The 19,038-nt window shown below is 39.4% G+C and carries 16 protein-coding genes; 4 read left to right on the forward strand and 12 right to left on the reverse strand.

What is annotated here, in order from left to right; genetic code table 11:
• Positions 1-155: 155 nt before the first annotated feature.
• The 9 genes from QMF79_RS09065 to ribF form a co-directional block, all read right to left on the reverse strand.
• Positions 156-2,483, reverse strand: a complete 2,328-nt coding sequence (locus QMF79_RS09065) for a Tex family protein (RefSeq protein WP_281773593.1) — start codon at positions 2,481-2,483, stop codon at positions 156-158.
• Between the two features lie 15 nt (positions 2,484-2,498).
• Complete coding sequence (pilW, locus tag QMF79_RS09070; RefSeq protein ID WP_281773594.1) at positions 2,499-3,038, reverse strand: type IV pilus biogenesis/stability protein PilW; 540 nt, start codon at positions 3,036-3,038, stop codon at positions 2,499-2,501.
• A 54-nt stretch (positions 3,039-3,092) separates the two neighbouring features.
• Positions 3,093-4,253, reverse strand: a complete 1,161-nt coding sequence (locus QMF79_RS09075; protein ID WP_119221796.1) for a bifunctional tRNA (adenosine(37)-C2)-methyltransferase TrmG/ribosomal RNA large subunit methyltransferase RlmN — start codon at positions 4,251-4,253, stop codon at positions 3,093-3,095.
• 312 nt (positions 4,254-4,565) lie between these two features.
• Complete coding sequence (rlmB, locus tag QMF79_RS09080) at positions 4,566-5,306, reverse strand: 23S rRNA (guanosine(2251)-2'-O)-methyltransferase RlmB (protein WP_281773595.1); 741 nt, start codon at positions 5,304-5,306, stop codon at positions 4,566-4,568.
• 87 nt (positions 5,307-5,393) lie between these two features.
• Complete coding sequence (gene pssA, locus QMF79_RS09085) at positions 5,394-6,752, reverse strand: CDP-diacylglycerol--serine O-phosphatidyltransferase (protein ID WP_281773596.1); 1,359 nt, start codon at positions 6,750-6,752, stop codon at positions 5,394-5,396.
• A 105-nt stretch (positions 6,753-6,857) separates the two neighbouring features.
• Positions 6,858-7,511 carry a hypothetical protein gene (locus tag QMF79_RS09090; RefSeq protein ID WP_281773597.1) on the reverse strand — a complete coding sequence of 218 codons (654 nt, stop codon included), beginning with the start codon at positions 7,509-7,511 and terminating at the stop codon, positions 6,858-6,860.
• 238 nt (positions 7,512-7,749) lie between these two features.
• Positions 7,750-10,566 (reverse strand): isoleucine--tRNA ligase, encoded by a 2,817-nt coding sequence (ileS, locus tag QMF79_RS09095; protein ID WP_281773598.1) that lies wholly within the window; start codon positions 10,564-10,566, stop codon positions 7,750-7,752.
• A 35-nt stretch (positions 10,567-10,601) separates the two neighbouring features.
• A complete protein-coding gene (locus tag QMF79_RS09100) occupies positions 10,602-11,492 on the reverse strand; it encodes an HrgA protein (protein ID WP_111312560.1) in 891 nt (296 codons plus the stop codon).
• A gap of 48 nt (positions 11,493-11,540) precedes the next feature.
• Positions 11,541-12,506 (reverse strand): bifunctional riboflavin kinase/FAD synthetase, encoded by a 966-nt coding sequence (gene ribF / locus QMF79_RS09105; protein ID WP_111427643.1) that lies wholly within the window; start codon positions 12,504-12,506, stop codon positions 11,541-11,543.
• Between the two features lie 245 nt (positions 12,507-12,751).
• Between ribF and nadR the strand changes: the two genes are divergently transcribed.
• The 4 genes from nadR to QMF79_RS09125 all read left to right on the forward strand — a co-directional run bounded on the left by nadR (position 12,752) and on the right by QMF79_RS09125 (position 16,182).
• Positions 12,752-14,038 carry a multifunctional transcriptional regulator/nicotinamide-nucleotide adenylyltransferase/ribosylnicotinamide kinase NadR gene (gene nadR, locus QMF79_RS09110; RefSeq protein WP_281773599.1) on the forward strand — a complete coding sequence of 429 codons (1,287 nt, stop codon included), beginning with the start codon at positions 12,752-12,754 and terminating at the stop codon, positions 14,036-14,038.
• Positions 14,035-14,727 carry a metallophosphoesterase family protein gene (locus QMF79_RS09115; RefSeq protein WP_040216990.1) on the forward strand — a complete coding sequence of 231 codons (693 nt, stop codon included), beginning with the start codon at positions 14,035-14,037 and terminating at the stop codon, positions 14,725-14,727. Before nadR ends, QMF79_RS09115 begins: the two co-directional genes overlap by 4 nt.
• A 127-nt stretch (positions 14,728-14,854) precedes the next feature.
• Positions 14,855-15,577 carry a two-component system response regulator ArcA gene (gene arcA / locus QMF79_RS09120; protein ID WP_040216991.1) on the forward strand — a complete coding sequence of 241 codons (723 nt, stop codon included), beginning with the start codon at positions 14,855-14,857 and terminating at the stop codon, positions 15,575-15,577.
• 86 nt (positions 15,578-15,663) lie between these two features.
• Positions 15,664-16,182 (forward strand): porin family protein, encoded by a 519-nt coding sequence (locus QMF79_RS09125; protein ID WP_281773600.1) that lies wholly within the window; start codon positions 15,664-15,666, stop codon positions 16,180-16,182.
• A 78-nt stretch (positions 16,183-16,260) separates the two neighbouring features.
• Here QMF79_RS09125 and dnaQ read toward each other — a convergent pair whose 3' ends face one another.
• From dnaQ to recA, 3 genes are read right to left on the reverse strand one after another with little or no spacing between them, the layout of a single operon-like run.
• Positions 16,261-17,025, reverse strand: a complete 765-nt coding sequence (gene dnaQ, locus QMF79_RS09130; protein ID WP_281773616.1) for a DNA polymerase III subunit epsilon — start codon at positions 17,023-17,025, stop codon at positions 16,261-16,263.
• 6 nt (positions 17,026-17,031) lie between these two features.
• On the reverse strand, positions 17,032-17,538 hold the full coding sequence (gene recX / locus QMF79_RS09135; protein ID WP_281773601.1) for a recombination regulator RecX: 507 nt from the start codon (positions 17,536-17,538) through the stop codon (positions 17,032-17,034).
• Positions 17,539-17,596: 58 nt separating this feature from the next.
• Positions 17,597-18,802: a recombinase RecA gene (recA, locus tag QMF79_RS09140; RefSeq protein ID WP_281773602.1), complete on the reverse strand. Its 1,206-nt coding sequence runs from the start codon at positions 18,800-18,802 to the stop codon at positions 17,597-17,599.
• Positions 18,803-19,038: the final 236 nt, after the last annotated feature.

Raw genomic sequence — 19,038 nt, forward strand, 5'->3', positions numbered from 1 at the left:
CCGCGACCCCCTGCGTGACAGGCAGGTATTCTAACCAGCTGAACTACCACTCCGCATTTGGTTTGCGTATAATACCCATTTCTTATCTTATCGGCAAATCTTTTTTAAGTGTAAAACGTTATTTGACTTTAAAATAATCAAAATGGCGATTTATACTACTTTTTCCAACCTTTTAATGCATCTGCAAAGGCGTTATTTGTGAACTGATTACGTCCACCATTTCTTTGTGAACGGTCAGATTCTTCCGAATTTTTTCGAACAGGCGATTTTTCTTCTGAACGCTCGGTCAGTTTTTCATCTAAACGCATACTTAATGCAATACGTTTCCGTGCCACATCCACTTCAAGTACTTTCACTTTGACTACATTACCTACTTTCACCACTTTATGCGGATCTTCCACAAAGCTATTTGAAAGCATTGAAATATGTACTAAACCATCTTGATGCACACCGATATCAACAAATGCCCCGAAGTTTGTCACATTCGTGACGGTGCCTTCTAAAATCATGCCCACTTGTAGATCTTTAATTTCTTCCACGCCATCCACGAAAGTTGCCGTTTTGAATTCACCACGTGGGTCGCGTCCTGGTTTTTCAAGTTCTTTGAAAATATCGTTTACCGTTGGCAAGCCAAATTGTTCATCGACAAAATCTTTTGCGTTGAGCTGATGAATTTTGCTCTCATTACCCATCAATTCTGCAAGCGTTGCTTGAGTCGCTTGTAAGATTTTTTCCACAACAGGGTAAGCTTCTGGGTGAACGCTTGAGGCATCAAGCGGATTTTTGCCGTTTAAAATACGCATAAAGCCTGCACATTGCTCAAAGGCTTTTGGTCCTAAACGTGGTACTTTTTTCAGATCCGAACGGCTGTTAAAACGCCCGTTTTCATCACGATAAGCCACAATATTTTGTGCCAATGTTTTGCTCATTCCTGCCACACGAGCAAGTAATGGAGCTGAAGCGGTATTCAAATCCACACCAACCGCATTTACGCAATCTTCCACCACCGCATCAAGTTTACGGGCAAGTTGCGTTTGGTTTACATCGTGCTGATACTGCCCCACACCAATTGCTTTTGGCTCAATTTTTACTAGCTCTGCCAGCGGATCTTGCAAACGGCGTGCAATCGACACTGCACCACGCAATGAAACATCCAAATCAGGGAACTCATTTGCCGCCAATTCAGAAGCAGAATAAACCGAAGCTCCCGCTTCACTTACCACCACCGTTTGCGGAATCAGCATATCAGGCTTGCTACTTTTAATTTGTTTTAAAACATCTTTGGCAAAACGTTCAGTTTCACGTGAAGCCGTGCCGTTACCAATTGCAATAAGCTCAACATTGTGTTGTTTAATCAATTTATACAGCGAAATTTCCGCTGCTGCTTTGCCTGTGGTGTGAGGGTAAATCGTATCAGTTGCCAGTAGTTTCCCAGTATTATCTACAACGGCAACTTTCACGCCTGTACGTAAACCAGGGTCTAAACCCATGGTATTTCTTGCTCCCGCAGGAGCAGCCATCAAGAGTGCAGATAAATTGCGAGCAAACACATCAATTGCTTCTTCTTCCGCTTTTTCGCGTAAATTCGCTATCAATTCGGTTTCAAGGTGCAGCAAGGCTTTGATTTTCCACGTCCACGCAATCACTTGCTCACGCCATTTATCTGTTGGCTGATTGTTGAAAATTACCCCCAAATGCTCTCGAATAATTTCTTCGCATTGGCTCGATTTTGCCCCTTCTTCTGCAAGTGGATCAGCATTAATGGAAAGCGATAACACGCCCTCATTACGCCCACGAAACATTGCCAATGCTCGGTGCGAAGGCACATTTTGGAGTGGCTCGCTATGAGCAAAATAATCGCGGAATTTCTCGCCCTCTTGCACTTTACCTTCAATCACTTTCGACTCAATAGTCGCATTAGCGGTCAAATATTGGCGAAGTTTTGCAAGTAGTTCCGCATCTTCTGCAAAACGTTCCATCAAAATATAACGAGCCCCATCAAGAGCGGCTTTGGTATCGGCTATGCCTTTATCCGCTGAAACAAATTGCTCAGCGACTGCTTCTGGCGTAAGTTTCGGATTTTGCCAAAGTTGTTCGGCTAATGGTTCAAGCCCTGCTTCAATCGCAATCTGCCCACGCGTTCTGCGTTTGGGTTTATACGGCAAATAGAGATCTTCAAGCTCAGTTTTGCTTTCCGTGGCAAGGATTTTCTCACGTAATTCATCGCTTAATTTGCCCTGTTCTTCAATCGATTTTAAAATGGTTTGGCGGCGATCATCCAAGTCACGTAGGTAGATCAAACGCATTTCAAAGTGACGGAGTTGGGTGTCATCTAATCCGCCCGTGACCTCTTTACGATAACGTGCGATAAACGGAATCGTGTTCCCTTCATCCAATAAATTCATTGCCGCTAAAATTTGTTGTGGCTGTACATTTAACTCGCCAGCAATCACTTGGCTAATGGTCTGGTTTAAATCTGACATAATCTTTCCTAAGAATTAACGGAGCTTATCTGCCCTTATTCTATCTAATTTTTCCAACTGGGCGAATGCTTCATTAAATTTTTGCGAATTGGGCTCTGATTTTGCACAGAGAATGATATTTTCAAGCGTATCGGCTTGATGATAGTAAGCGTGCTTGCTTTGGAGGGCTTGTTCAAACTGTGAATAAGCTTGTTGGAATTGACCTTGCTTGCACAAAAAAGTGCCGTAATTATTGAGCACATCAGGGCGATTTTGGCTGAGTTTCAATGCTTTTTGATAGGCTTTCTGACTGTTGGCTAGATCGCCTGTTTGTTGATAATAATACGCCAGCACTGAATAAGGCAGGTAATCTTTGATGTCGTGAGCAATCGCTTTATCAATATTTTCCTTGGCTTTTGGATAATCCTGTTGTTCTAAATAGGCAAGAGCAAGATTGATTCGAGCTTTTAAGGCTTCTGAGCGGTTAAATTCAGGATCAATTTGGGAGGAAACGCAACCTGCTAAAAATAGCACAGCACAAGCGGTTAAAATTTTTGAAAAGATTGCGAATTTCATAAATGATCCTTTTTAAAGATTTACTCTCTCCTTTTGTAGGAGAGAGTTGTTTTTCTATTGTGCTTTCACCGCAATTCCTTCACCAAATCGGCGCTTCTCTAACGTACGTTTTGTACGGTCGATCACATCACCTGCAAGCTGTCCACACGCAGCATCAATATCATCACCACGCGTTTTACGGATGGTAACTGTAAAGCCATATTCCATCAATGCTTTTTGGAAACGGTCAATGCGTGAGTTTGAACTTTTCGCATAAGGGGCTTCTGGGAACGGATTCCACGGAATTAAGTTAATTTTACACGGCGTGTTTTTCAACACTTTCGCTAACTGATGAGCGTGATCCACTTCATCATTGACGTGATCCAACATCACATACTCAATGGTCACTTTACCGTGGTTAGCATTTGACACTTCAAGATAGCGATTGACCGAATCGATCAACATTTCCATATTATATTTTTTATTGATCGGTACGATTTCATCACGAATTTCATCGTTCGGAGCATGGAGTGAAATTGCCAATGCCACGTCGATTCTATCGCGTAAGCTATCCAGTGCAGGCACCACACCTGAAGTTGAAAGCGTCACACGACGTTTTGATAAGCCGTACGCAAAATCATCTAGCATAATTTCCATTGCAGGCACAACGTTATTCACGTTCAATAATGGCTCGCCCATTCCCATCATTACTACATTGGTAATCGGACGCACGCCCGTTACACCAAAGTTACCAATGATTTTTGAAGCACGCCACACTTGCCCGATAATTTCCGCCACGTTTAAGTTACGGTTAAAACCTTGTTGAGCTGTTGAACAAAACGTACATGCCAAAGCACAGCCCACTTGTGAAGATACACAGAGGGTCGCACGGTCTGCTTCTGGAATATATACAGTTTCAATTTGTTGCTCACCCACTTGCATCGCCCATTTGATTGTGCCGTCTGCTGAGCGTTGTTCTACTGCCACTTCAGGAGCTTTGATTTCTGCAACTTGTTTTAATTTTTCACGCAATACCTTGTTGATATTGCTCATATTGTCGAAATTATCTTCACCGAAATGGTAAATCCATTTCATGAGTTGATCAGCACGAAATGGCTTTTCACCAAGACTCGCTAAAAATTCACGCATCTGCGGACGCGTCATATTCATTAAATTTACTTTTTCGGATTTAGGATGAGCAACTGCAATGTTAGTTGCTTGAATTTGATCTGACATTAAAAAGCCTCGTTATTACACGTGTTCCCGTTCTTTTATGAGAGGAGAACCATTATGGCAAAAGGATTAGTTTTGCAGGATTAAATAAAGAAGCGAATTTTACTGATCTCTCCCCCGTAAGGCTAGCGATTTTTGCAAAATTTGAAAAGCACAGGCGGTCAAATTTTCGAGCGAGATCGCAAAATTTGTTTTCTTTATCGATTAAAAATACCAGTTTACAGGGTAGGGATGGGTTATCCTCTTCCTGTAAAAATAATTTGGGCGAGGATAAACCTCGCCCCTACACAAAAGCAACGCCGTTGTTATGGACATTTATGCTTGTAACTTCTGGCGAACAATTTCAAATAAACACACACCTGTTGCTACGGAAACGTTGAGGGAGGACACTGATCCTGCCATTGGAATGCTAATCAGTTGATCGCAATGTTCACGCGTTAAGCGACGCATTCCATCGCCTTCTGCGCCCATCACTAATGCAATTGCTCCCGTTAATTTAGCTTCATAAATGCCAGCATCAGCTTCGCCTGCGGTGCCTACAATCCAAATATTGTGATTTTCTTGTAGCTCACGCATGGTGCGAGCAAGATTCGTTACGCGAATGAACGGTACAGTTTCTGCTGCACCACAAGCCACTTTTCTGGCTGTTGAGGTCAGTTGTGCAGATTTGTCTTTTGGCACAATTACGGCATCAACGCCTGCCGCATCTGCCGTTCGTAAACAAGCTCCGAGGTTATGCGGGTCAGTCACACCATCTAAAATGAGTAAAAATGGTGCAGATTTGTTGGCTAAAATCGCATCTAAATCATGTTCGTTGAGTTCTTTTTGTGGCACCACACGCGCAATAATGCCTTGATGCACTTCTCCTTGTGCTTTGTTATCTAAAGTTTGGCGGTTGACTTGTTGAACTGCCACGCCTAAGCGTTTTAATTCGCCTAATAATGGATTAAGGCGTTTGTCTTCGCGCCCTTTTAGCACCAATACTTCAATTAAGCGTTCTGGTGCATTATCTAAAAAAGCTTTTACGGCGTGAATGCCGTAGATTTGTTCACTCATAGTGATTCCTTGATATGGATTTCAGGTATGTTAAGAAGGCGTAGGGCGTGTTATACACGCCCTGCTTTCTAGTATATTTATTTGTTCTTACAACAACATTTTCACGACTTTATCGAGCTTCACGCGGCCGAATTTTTTCAGCAATTTGCGCACCGCTTCTGGATAATCTTTGAGCTGTTCTAAATCACTATAGTGGGTTAACACTTTAGTATGTTGACGAATATGGGTTAGCTCAGTTTGTGCTTTTTCACTTAATTCCGCTTTAGGATCATGAATCAATACCGCATTTTCCGCATCTAGTGCCCAAGCTCGTGGGTTGAGATTGTTACCAGTGAGTAAGATATAGCTGTTATCGATCCAAACGCCTTTTAGATGGTAGCTATTTTCGCCATCTTTCCAAAGGCGAATGGTCAGTTGTTTGTTTTGAATAAAATGGTCAAAACGTCTAGCAAACGCACGTAAATTTTTCTCATAGAGATAAGGCAGCACTGATGCCATCGTGAATTTTTCTTCTGGTTTAGTGTAGAAGTCGTTTGCAGTTTTGTCGCCTACAATAATTTCTACCGATTTATCGCCTTCTAACAACCATTGAATACGCTGTTGGAGCGAGCGTGGGAAGTTAAAATAAGGCGTGCAAATTGTGAGTTTGTCTTGCACCTGGTAAAAGAGAGCTTCAATCACTTTGTTCAGTTGATTACGTTTCCGTAAACCGATAATCGGTGAAAGGCTTAAGTTTTCATCTTGTGCTTTACCGACAAACTGATATTGCTGTTGGCTTAAATATTTGCGAAACGCTTTAATTTGTGGGCGAAGTTCAAAGGTTTTCGGGCGATTGACATCATCCAAGCGGCAAACTGCAGGTTGGCTAATAATATGCTTTTCTAGCAACTCAACCATGCTGTCGGTTAATATGGCATTTTCAATCACATGGTAACGGTCGTAGCGATAACGCTCAAACTGTTGTAAATAGACGTTATTGATACTTGCACCGCTATAAACTAGCGTGTTGTCAAAGATAAAACCTTTGAGATGTAACACGCCGAAAACTTCACGTTTGTTAATCGGTACGCCCCAAAATTCAATTGCTTTTTCAAGGTTATGTTCGGCTTTTTGTTGGGTGTACCAATCCGCATTCGAGCTTGTGGCTTCTTCGCCAATACGTCCACGTTGGGCACGATGCCAATCGACCAAAATTTTGACTTCTAAATCAGGGTTGGTTTGTTTAGCTTGATAGAGTACAGCTAAGATTTCTTGCCCAGCTTCATCTTTTTCTAAATATAAAGCGGTCAAATAAATACGGGATTTTGCAGATTGGATCAGCTGTAAAATACGAGTTTTGAACGCACGGCTATCCGCAAGAAATTCCACTTTTTCCGCACTCTGTGGGATAAAAGCCAGTTTTTCCAGTTGTTTTCTGGCGTGATTGGGTTTATTTAAAATTAGCATTTTACGAATCCTATAAATGAGGATAGTGATGAATTTAAAGGGCATTTAGTTTATCAGAAAATAAATGGTCGTCTTGCAAATTTAATCGGTTTACATATTTAAGATTTATTTATCTGATGATATTTCTGCAACATATAAGAGCTGGAATGGTAAAAGCAGAGCATCTCCTATTAAAGTTGCAGGGGTTTGTAATATTTTTCTGATAACATTAGCTCCTTTTACTACAGAAGTTCTAGTTTTACTTTCAGCTTTTATTTCTATTGGTAATTTTTGTTTTAATCGATCTTTTTGAGTTAATTTAACTTCATTATTTTTATAGATTTCACCATAAATGCTTCCAAATATTTTTTGGCAATAATTTGGTAAACATTGAAAACCAATATTTTTTATCTTTTCTTTTTCAGCTTCATTGACTGGTGAATAATATAAGGTAACGAAAGCATCAAATTCATTTGCCTTGTAATTTGATAATATTATTTTTATAGTTTCATTAGTTTTAACTGGTGCAGAAAGTTTCGCTGAAATAATTGGTTTGATTTTTTCACTGCTTTTTTGTGTTAATACAAACCAATATTTTTCTCCTATAATGACTAATTGTCCTGTTTTTGAATTTTGTCCTAATGCAATGAGGCTATCTGTATCAATTTGAGAATATACTATTTCTGTTTTATCTTCTTTCCATAAATGTGTTGTTAAGCAAGCTGACAACAAAATGCTTATTAGAAAAATAAAACCATATTTTAACCATCGGAATTTCATATGTCCTCCTGAGAGAAAATATTGGAAAGATAGCTATTTTCTTTGTTAATCAATAGCACCTCATTTTTCCCTCTTTCTCTTTGCTAAAGAGGATTTTACTTTTACAAAATGGGGTTCTTTATTCTTCATTAAAACATCCCCTCTTTAGCAAAGAGGAGTAGGAGAGATTTGACAAAAGAAAAAACGAAGAAATTAGTCTAATAAAATATGGGAAATGCATTCCCATATTTTATTTGTTTTACGCAAAATGGCGAACTTCGCCACTGCCTGCTACGTTTTCAACGCAGCGTCCACACACTGAAGGGTGTTCTGCATTTGCACCGATATCAGTTGCATAGTGCCAGCAACGTGGGCATTTTTCACCTTCAGCGCGTTCTACTTTCACCGCTAAGCCAGCAAGTTCGCCTTCAGCAACATCCGCTTCGCTTAATGGTTTGATGACCGCTTGTGAAGTGATGAGAACGAAGCGTAATTCGTTGCCAAGTTGTTCTAACAATGGACGAATTTCGTCGTTCGCATATACCGTCACTTTTGCTTCTAAGCCTGAACCAATGACTTTGTCTTTACGTGCTTGCTCTAATACACGGTTAACTTCTGCACGGAGAGCAATAAGTTTTTGCCAGTAGTTGTCGTCTAATTTTTCATTTTCACCAAGTGAGAATAAACCTTCATAGAATTCTTCAGTGAAGACAAATTCTGCCCGACCTTCGACTTGTGGTAAGTAACCCCAAACTTCGTCTGCTGTGAATGAAAGAATCGGTGCAATCCAACGTACAAGTGCTTCAGCAATGTGCCACAATGCAGTTTGGCAGCTACGGCGAGCAAGGCTATCTGCTTTGGTGGTGTATTGACGGTCTTTAATAATATCTAAGTAGAACGATCCCATTTCAATTGAGCAGAAACGCATTAAACGTTGTACTACGGTATGGAATTGATAGTTATCGTAGGCATCTTTAATGTCGTTTTGTGCTTCTAATGCACAGCTTACTGCCCAGCGATCCAGTGCTACCATTTCTTCTGGTTTTACTAAGTCGCGTTTAGGATCAAAGCCGTTTAAGTTTGCTAATAAGAAGCGAGCAGTGTTTCGAATACGACGGTAAGATTCACCTGCACTGTTTAAAATATTATGTGAAACGGTAATTTCACCCGTGTAGTCAGTTGAGGCTACCCATAAACGTAAAATATCTGCACCGTTTTTATTCCAAACTTCGCTTGGCACAATCACATTACCTAATGATTTGGACATTTTTCTGCCTTTTTCATCAACGGTAAAGCCGTGAGTTAATACTTGTTTGTAAGGTGCTTTACCATTCGTTGCGGTTGAAAGCATCAGTGATGACATAAACCAGCCACGATGTTGGTCAGAACCTTCTAAATACATATCTGTGCTATTGCCATTAAACTCTGGGCGAGCTTCTACTACAGATGCGTAAGTTGATCCTGAATCAAACCATACATCTAAAGTATCAGGCACTTTGCGATAAAGTTTTGCATCAGCTTCGCCTAACACTTCAATAGGGTTTAAATCCCACCACGCTTGAATGCCTTTCGCTTCCACACGTTTTGCCACTTCTTCTAAAATCTCAAGTGTGCGAGGGTGTAGCTCTTCGGTTTCGTTATGCACGAACATCGTCATTGGCACACCCCAAGTACGTTGGCGTGAAATACACCAGTCTGGGCGGTTTGCTACCATGTTTTCAATACGTGCTTCACCCCAGCTTGGAATCCAACGAACAGATTTAATTTCGCCTAGGGCTTGTTTGCGTAAACCTTGCGTTTCCATTCCTATAAACCATTGTGGGGTTGCACGGAAAATAATCGGGGTTTTGTGACGCCAACAGTGTGGGTAGCTGTGTTTAATGCGTTCTAATTTGAACAATGCGCCTACTTCTTTGAGTTTGTCTAACACTAATTCATTCGATTCAAACACGCCTTTGCCCGCGAAGAATGGCACATCAGATTTGAATTTGCCATCGTTACCCACTAAGCCCGCCATTTCGATACCATTTTTACGTGAAACGATATAGTCATCTTGACCGTGGTCTGGTGCGGTGTGAACTAAACCTGTACCGCCGTCAGTGGTAACATGGTCGCCTAAAATAAATGGCACACTGAAATCATAGAATGGGTGTTGGAAGCGAAGTAAATTCAATTCACTGCCTTTAGTCTCGCCCAATACTTCAACCTGTGCAATCTCTCCCGCTTTAGCAACTGCCTCAACTAATTCTTTGGCTAAAATCAAACGTTCTTCGCCCATTTGAACTAATTGATAATCAAAATTTTCGTTTAATGAAATCGCACGGTTAGATGGCAATGTCCAAGGTGTGGTTGTCCAAATTAACGCAGAAATTTGACCGCTTCCTTTTCCTTCTGCACCGAATTTTTGCTCGATTTCTTGTGCATTGACTGCTGGGAAACGTACATAGATAGAAGGGGAAACTTTATCTTCATATTCTACTTCCGCTTCTGCCAAAGAAGAACCGCAATCCAAACACCAATGAACAGGTTTTGAACCTTTGTATAAATGACCGTTAGCAATAACTTTACCCAACGTGCGGATAATATTGGCTTCAGTTTCAAAGTTCATGGTTAAGTATGGATTATCCCAGTCACCGAGAATCCCCATACGGATAAAGTCTGCTTTTTGTCCTTCTACTTGTTCTTTTGCATATTCGCGGCATGCTTGACGGAATTCCGCAGCGGAGATTTTCTCGTTTGGTTTACCGACTAAACCCTCTACTTTTAACTCTATCGGCAAACCATGGCAATCCCAACCTGGTACATAAGGCGTATCGAAACCTAATGCGGTTTTCGATTTCATAATAATATCTTTTAAAATTTTATTAACCGCATGACCTAAGTGAATATTACCGTTCGCATAAGGAGGACCATCGTGCAAAATAAAAGATTTTTTTCCTTTAGAAGCTTCACGCACTTTTTGGTATAAGTTTTTGCTATACCAGTTTTCTAACATCGCAGGTTCACGTTTTGCTAAGTCCCCACGCATCGGAAAGCCTGTTTCAGGCAGATTTAAGGTGTTTTTGTAATCAGTCATTTTTTTGTTTCCAGTTAATAAAATGATATTTAAATTTATTTATTCCAATTCTTTTCAAAAATTTTTCCTGTTCGATAATAAACAGAAACATAATCAATATATTCTTTAAAATGGGCGTTTACATTCACAATTCGATTTACCGATTGCCAATCTACATCAAATTTATGTTTTGCAGGAAAAATTGTTTTACTTTCTTCAATTTGGTTTGGATTTAATAAAATTACACCAATACCGTGTAGTGAAGATAAAACTCTTAATTCTTCATAACAATTTTTTGCAATAGTGGAAGCCACTAAATAACCTTCATTTGCCCAACTTGAATTACTTACTGTTTGGAAAAAACTTTCACGCAAATTACTGGTATTCAATTCTTTCTTTACTTCAAAAGAAAAGAGCTTCACATTTTGACTTGAACTCTGTTTCATACAATCTTTAACAGAACTATCCCAGTCTTGATCAAGTGCTTTCATTGCTACAATATCAGGGTGAAGCCATTTGTTTGCGCCTTTGCCATTGATATTGGTAGACGTTTTTTCATCAATTCTTAAACAATATAAATCTAATTCTTGATGTAAATACTGAATAAGTTTTGGATAAAGCTCATATTCTGAATAATTATCTTTTAGTTTCGGTTTTACTGATGGATTTTCATGTTCTTCTTTTTGATACCAGTAAACAGTTTTTTTCAATTCAGGATCTTTTTCGTATTTAATAACATTATGAAAGGCTTGCAAATGAGCATAACTACTTTCTGCACAAAGCTGATTTATAAATGTTTTTTCATCTTTATATTTTTTACGTTTCTCTGAAAAATCTTCAGGGTAAAGAACAAGTAAATTCTCAACTATTTCACGTGTAGTAAATTTTTTATCTTGATGTTCTTCTAAGAATTTTACAATTTTTTCTGTTTTAGATAATTTACTCATATTAATAAATCTAACTTCTATCCCCAAAGGGGCTAAATTATACTTAGCTTAGGCATTATCAAAAGCCTTTAAAAATTCTACCGCTTGTTGTTTATCTTTTTCAATTTGTTGCTTTAAGGCTTCAAAATTGGAGAATTTCACTTCATTTCTGAGCTTTTTAATAAATCTGACTTCAATGGCTTCACCGTAGATTGAGCGGTTAAAGTCGAAAATATGCACTTCTAACAGTGGTTTTGTTCCGTTGATAGTTGGGCGGTTGCCGACGTTGGCGATGCCTTGAAATACTCCAGTTTTGGTTTCTACTTGCACTGCATATACACCGTGAATTGGCACGACCAGGCGATTCAGCATAATGTTTGCCGTGGGAAAGCCTATTGTTCTGCCCAGCTTATTGCCATGGGCAACGCGACCTGCAATTGAATAAGGTTTTCCGAGTAGTTTTTCCACTAGTGCTAATTTATCTTTTTGCAGTAATTCGCGAATGAGAGAGCTGCTAATGCGATCTTGCTCGAAGCTGTGCGTGTGGCTCTCTTCAACGGTAAAATGATAAGTTTTTCCAGCCGCTTGTAACGTGTGATAATCGCCCGCACGTTTTGCACCGAAACGGAAATCATCTCCCACGCTTAAATAGCGAACCTTGAGCTGTTTTACCAATAAATCTTGGATAAATTCTTCTGCGGTAAGTTTGGCGAACCTTTCAGAAAAACGGACACAAAGTACGAAATCTATACCTGATTTTTCTAAATATTTGAGTTTATCACGCAATCGCATTAAGCGAGCAGGCACGTTGCAAGCGGTTAAATCGTCCACTTTTTTTGCAAAAAATTCACGAGGTTGCGGTTCAAACAGCATAACGACCGAAGGTAAACCCAATTCAATTGATTTGTTAATCAAGCGAGCGAGAATTTGTTGATGTCCTAAATGTACGCCATCGAAATTGCCGATGGAAAGAACACAACCGTTCGTTAAAACAGAATGATTGGGTAAATTGTAGAAACCTCGAATTAATTGCATTATTTTGGGACTTTTTATTAAATTTAAAATAGAAAATTGCTGTGATTATAGCCTTTTCTGCGCAAAGAAGAAATAAAAGCGGTCAGATTATCCAAATTTTTTACATCGAAAAAATTAAACGGATAAAATTTAGTATTTTTGCCTAGTAAATAGTGCATCCGATTAAATTTTTCGAAAGAAATATTATTCAAATGCTACATTTTGATTTATCATAGCAGCAATGATTTCTCATTCAATTTCCAACAATGACGGATTTTAGTTATCTTCAATCAAAACGCAAACAGCTTAAACTTAAAGTGAATGATGTTTGTACGCAAGCGAATGTTACTCGTGCTTATTTTAACCAGTTAGTCAGCGGTAAAATTAAAAATCCAAGTGCAGCTAAGCTGAAGGCATTGCATAAAGTATTGAATATTGTTGAGACCCAAGATCAGCGTGTGGGCGTAATTTTTGGCAAGTTCTACCCGATTCACACGGGACACATCAATATGGTATATGAGGCTTTTAGTAAGGTTGATGTGTTGCACGTGATTGTCTGCACCGATACCGAGCGCGATTTGCAACTCTTTAAAGAGAGTAAAATGAAGCAGATGCCAACTAATGAAGATCGTTTGCGTTGGGTACAACAGATCTTCAAATACCAACAAAAACAGATTTTTATTCACCACTTAAATGAAGATGGTATTCCAAGTTATCCAAATGGTTGGGAGAGCTGGGCTGAGCGTGTGAAAGAACTTTTTGCGGAAAAAAATATTCATCCAAGCATTGTATTCAGCAGCGAAATTCAGGACAAAGCACCATACGAAAAATACTTGAATTTAGAAGTCAGCTTAGTCGATCCAGAGCGTGAGCGTTTTAATGTTTCAGCAACCAAAATCCGTAATAATCCATTCCAATATTGGCGTTTTATTCCAAAAGAAGTACGTCCATTTTTCGTAAAAACAATTGCGGTTTTAGGTGGAGAAAGTAGTGGTAAATCAGTGCTTGTGAGCAAATTGGCAAATGTATTTAATACCACTTCTGCCTGGGAATATGGGCGTGAATTTGTGTTTGAACAGCTTGGTGGCGATGAGCAAGCGATGCAATATTCGGATTATCCACAAATGGCTTTGGGGCATAAACGCTACGTTGATTATGCGATGAAACACGCTCATAAAGTGGCATTTATCGACACCGATTACATTACCACGCAAGCCTTTTGTATTCAGTATGAAGGTAGAGCTCATCCGTTCTTGGATTCAATGATTAAAGAATATCCATTTGATGTGACAATTTTGCTCAATAATAATACAAAATGGGTCGATGATGGTCTGCGTAGTTTAGGGTCGCTCAAACAACGCCAGCGTTTCCAAGCACTACTCAAGAAATTGCTTGAAAAACACCATATTCCGTACATTGAGATTGAATCACCAAGTTATTTAGATCGCTATAATCAAACGAAAGAAGTCGTTGAAGCAATTTTAAATGATGAGCCAATTCCGCTTCAATTTAAGCAATACAACGCCGATTACGAAACGGAAGGCGAGGTATGATTCTTTTTGCAGGCGATCCACATGGGCATTATGAACACCTTTACCCTTTTGTGAAAGAACAGAAAAATGTGGCTTTGGTGATTTTAGGTGATTTGCAACTGACTAGCCCGCACGAGTTAGATAAGCTCTCTGAATATTGCGATATCTGGTTTATTCATGGCAACCATGATAGTAAAACGGTAGCTGCCTTTGATGCAATTTGGGGCAGTGAGTGGAAAGAACGTAATATCCACGGCAAAGTGGTGGACATTCAAGGGGTAAGAATTGCGGGCTTAGGTGGCGTGTTCCGTGGACATATTTGGATGCCGCCTAATCGTCCGATGTTTTTCGACCCAATTCACTATTGCCAATATATGCCTCAAGAGAAAATCTGGCGTGGTGGATTGCCATTAAGACACCGTACTTCTATTTTTCCGTCTGATGTGGAAGTGTTGGAAAGCCAAAAAGCGGATATTTTAATTACACACGAAGCACCTCGCCCGCATCCTCAAGGCTTTGCCGTGATTAACCAATTAGCAAGAAAAATGGACGTAAGCAAAATTTTCCACGGGCATCACCACGATAATTTTGATTACATGCCAATCAATCGAAATAAACATTGTGATATTTTCAATATTGGCTTTCGAAGTCTTGCCGATATTGAGGGAAATTATTTGTTAAAAGGCGTTGATGATCGCGATAAAAAATAACCCTAAAAAATTTGATTCAGCATAAGGAAAGTGAGAATAATCCTTTTGAGGTAACAAGCGATCAGTTACAATCGCAACAAATTATAAACAAGCGGTTACATAATTTTAAAAATTAGGAAAACCTAGTATGCATCAAAATAATCCACAAATTTTAATTGTTGAAGATGAAGCGATTACCCGCAATATGTTAAAAAACATCTTCGAAGCAGAAGGCTATCAAGTATTTGAAGCAACGGACGGCTCGCAAATGCACGAAGTGCTTGAACAGCAAACAATTAACCTCGTTATTATGGACATCAATTTACCTGGTAAAAATGGGCTAATGCTTGCCAGAGAATTACGTGAAACGACAGAGGTGGCGTTGATGTTCTTAACAGGGCGTGATAATGAAATCGATAAAATTTTAGGCTTAGAAATTGGAGCGGATGATTACATTACCAAACCATTTAACCCCCGCGAACTGACTATTCGAGCAAGAAATTTACTTAACCGCACGATGGTGGAAGAGAAAGAGACAATCTCAACATCACAAAATATTGAGCAATATCACTTTAATGGCTGGACACTCGATATCAACAGCCGTAGCTTAATTACGCCGGAGGGAGAAGAGAATAAACTTCCACGTAGCGAATTTAGAGCGTTGCTTCATTTCTGTGAAAATCCAGGTAAAATTCAAACACGTGAAGATTTATTGCTCAAAATGACAGGGCGTAAATTAAAACCGCACGACAGAACGGTGGACGTAACCATTCGTCGCATTCGCAAACATTTTGAAGATCATCCAAACACACCTGAAATTATTGTGACAATCCACGGCGAAGGTTATCGTTTTTGTGGTGAACTTGAATAAATAAGCTCAGTCTAAAAAATACGCTCTCCCCTTGTGGGAGAGCGTTAATGCAATTTAAAAAATTCCACTCAAACAAAGGATTAAAAATGAAAAAACTTCTCGTATTAGCAACACTTGGGGCAATGTCGGCATCTGCTTTTGCTGCACCAGTAGGCGAAACTTTCACTGGTGTGGGCGTAAGTGCTGATCTTACAACTGCAAAATATAAAGTGAATGGTGTAACAGGTAAACAATCAACAGGTCCAGTGCTTGTGGTTGATTATGGTATGGATTACGGCAACAATTTAGTTGGAGTAGTGCAAGGTAAAGCGAAAATTGGTAGTACCAAAGTAACAGGCGATGTAAAACAAAAAAATAAATACACCGTAGGTTATCAACAAGGTTACCGAGTGGGTTCAGACTTAATGCCATACGTGAAAGTAGATGTAAGCTCAAGCAAAGTCGGTGATGAAACTTATCGTGGTTTCGGTTACGGTGCTGGAGCTAAATATGCCGTTTCAAGCAATATTGAAGTTGGTGCAGAATATACTCGCAATAACCTGAAACGTAGTGGCACCAAGCTCAAAGGCAATGATTTTAGTGCAAATGTTGGGTATCGTTTCTAGTTTATAAGACTCTAAAAGAAAACCTCTTGCTATCATAATTATGCAAGAGGTTTTTACTATATTGAGAAGGAGTAAAACCTAATTGATAGTTTCTTCTTCCATTCGATTCAACCAAATACAATTTTCTTTCGATTTTTTATTGATTAATGTCAGAAATACTTCGTGGGCTTCAAGTTCTGAAGTGTTGGCTTGGAACACAATAGTTCCACTGGAATCAATATCCTCCCTTGCAATTTCTTCGTGAGATTCAACCGCTTGTGTGTTTTCTTCCGTTTCATCCGCTAATAAGGCGATTTGACCGCCTGTCATCATCAGGAAAACATCAGCTAGAATTTCCGCATCCAGTAATGCCCCGTGAAGTACACGCTTGCTATTATCAATACCTAAACGGTCACAAAGTGCATCTAAGTTGTTCCGTTTGCCAGGGTACATTTTACGTGCCATTGCTAGGCTGTCGGTCACTGTACACATTTCAGCCGTTTTCGGTGGCGGATTTTTTAAGAATGAAAATTCATGATCCATAAAGCCCACATCAAAGGGGGCGTTATGAATCACAAGTTCCGCACCTTTAATAAAATTCACGAACTCGTCAGCAATTTCGGCGAAAGAGGGTTTATCTTGCAAGAATTCGTTGGTAATACCGTGAACTTTAATTGCCTCTTCTTCCACTTCGCGTGGGGGCTTGATGTAAACGTGATAGGTTCGTCCTGTTAAACGGCGATTGATGACCTCAACCGCACCAATCTCAATAATATTGTGCCCAATGTGCGGAGCACCGTTGAAGTTCATCCCTGTGGTTTCGGTATCGAGCACCACTTGTCTGTGTATTTTTTGTTCTTGCATCATTATTTATTCGTTAAATTCATCATCGTCATCATTATAATCTATTTCCATCAAATGACTAAAATGATCCTGATAAAACCCACGGCTCACCATAAACCGCCACATTTTCTGCTTCGCTTTCATATTCCAAACACGTGGGCGTTTTCGCGCAAAGACTCGCTCTGCAATATTGTAGAAATCAATCTCTTCTTCTGCTTCAGCATTGTCTATTGCATCGGCAATCAAATATTCTGGCACGCCTTTCATTTTCAACTCTTGCTTTAAGCGACGTGGTCCAATCCCTTGTTGAGAGCGATAGCGAATAAAAGAAGTGCAAAAACGCTCATCGCTTTGCCAATTATGCTCTTGGGCTTTTGCAATAGCCTCATCAATTTCGACTACTTCATACTCTTTTAATTTGAGCTTGGAACGTAACTGCTTTTCGGTGTAATCTCGTTTGGAAAGTAGGTAAAGTGTGTAATTTAACGCACTGTACTTATGAGTTTTTCTATCGTTTGTTTTTTGTTCTGTCATAATGCTTAGAGTATAGAAAAAATGCGACATTTCTGTCGCATTTGATCATAATTATAGATTAAAGTTCTTCTTCATCTTCGTTGAAATCATCGGTATCTGCGTCTAATTCTTCTGCATCATCTTCGAACTCTTCAATTTCTTCTATTTCTTCTGCTTCTTCAACATCTTTTCCTTTACCTTTTTTTCCTTTTTTCGGGCTTGGTGCTAAGATGCTATTTGGGTTTTTCATAAAGAGCTCGCGTAACTCAGCTTCAATTTTTGTCGTTATTTCAGGGTGTTCTGCCAACCATTTAATCGCATTGTTTTTACCTTGACCAATTTTCTCACCTTCATAGGAGAACCAAGCCCCTGATTTCTTGATGAATCCTTGTTTTTCCGCCAAGATAAGTAGTTCATTAATACGAGCAATGCCTTCGCCATACATAATATCGAAGTTTACTTCACGGAATGGCGGAGCAACTTTATTTTTTACCACTTTCACTTTAGTTTCGCTACCAATGATGTTATCACCATCTTTTACCACGCCTGAACGACGAATGTCTAAACGCACAGAAGAGTAGAATTTCAATGCATTACCACCTGTTGTGGTTTCTGGGTTACCAAACATCACACCGATTTTCATACGAATTTGGTTGATGAAAATCACCAAGCAGTTAGTCGTTTTGATGTTAGCAGTTAATTTACGCAATGCTTGGGACATCAAACGAGCTTGTAAACCCATATGTGAATCGCCCATATCGCCTTCAATTTCTGCTTTTGGTGTTAATGCTGCAACTGAGTCCACGATAATCACATCCACTGCGCCAGAACGTACTAATGCATCACAAATTTCTAATGCTTGCTCACCGTTATCTGGCTGAGAAATCAATAAATCATCGGTGTTTACGCCTAATTTTTGTGCATAAACAGGGTCTAACGCGTGCTCAGCATCAATAAAGGCACAAGTTTTACCTGTTTTTTGTGCTTGAGCAACAGTAGATAATGTTAAGGTTGTTTTACCTGAAGATTCAGGCCCGAAAATCTCAACAATACGCCCCATTGGTAAACCACCAATACCTAACGCCATATCTAAACCGATAGAACCTGTGGAAACTGCTTCAATATCTAAGTTCTCTGTTTGACCCAACTTCATAATTGAGCCTTTACCAAATTGTTTTTCGATTTGAGCTAATGCCGCAGCAAGGGCTTTTTGACGCTGTTCAGGATCTGTTTGTTTTACAACAGCATTTTTTGTATTTTTATTGCTTTTTTTCTCTGAAGCCATAGAAGAATCCTTGTATTTAAATTGCTTTAAAAATGGTTGTTTTCTATCCAATTTTAAACAACCTAACTGGATGCCAGTATAGTGGTTTACTATACAGTTGCAACTTTTTTTACCTAAAAAATAAGAAAATAGAGAGTGTTTGATTAGATAACAGGCAAAATAGTGGATAACATGCTTAAATTTTGCTCTTTTGGTGATTGGAATTTTATCATTTTTACAGTTAGAAGGTATATTTC

Origin of the sequence: Pseudohaemophilus parahaemolyticus (assembly GCF_938021905.1) — a bacterium.
Lineage (GTDB): Bacteria > Pseudomonadota > Gammaproteobacteria > Enterobacterales > Pasteurellaceae > Haemophilus_A > Haemophilus_A parahaemolyticus_B.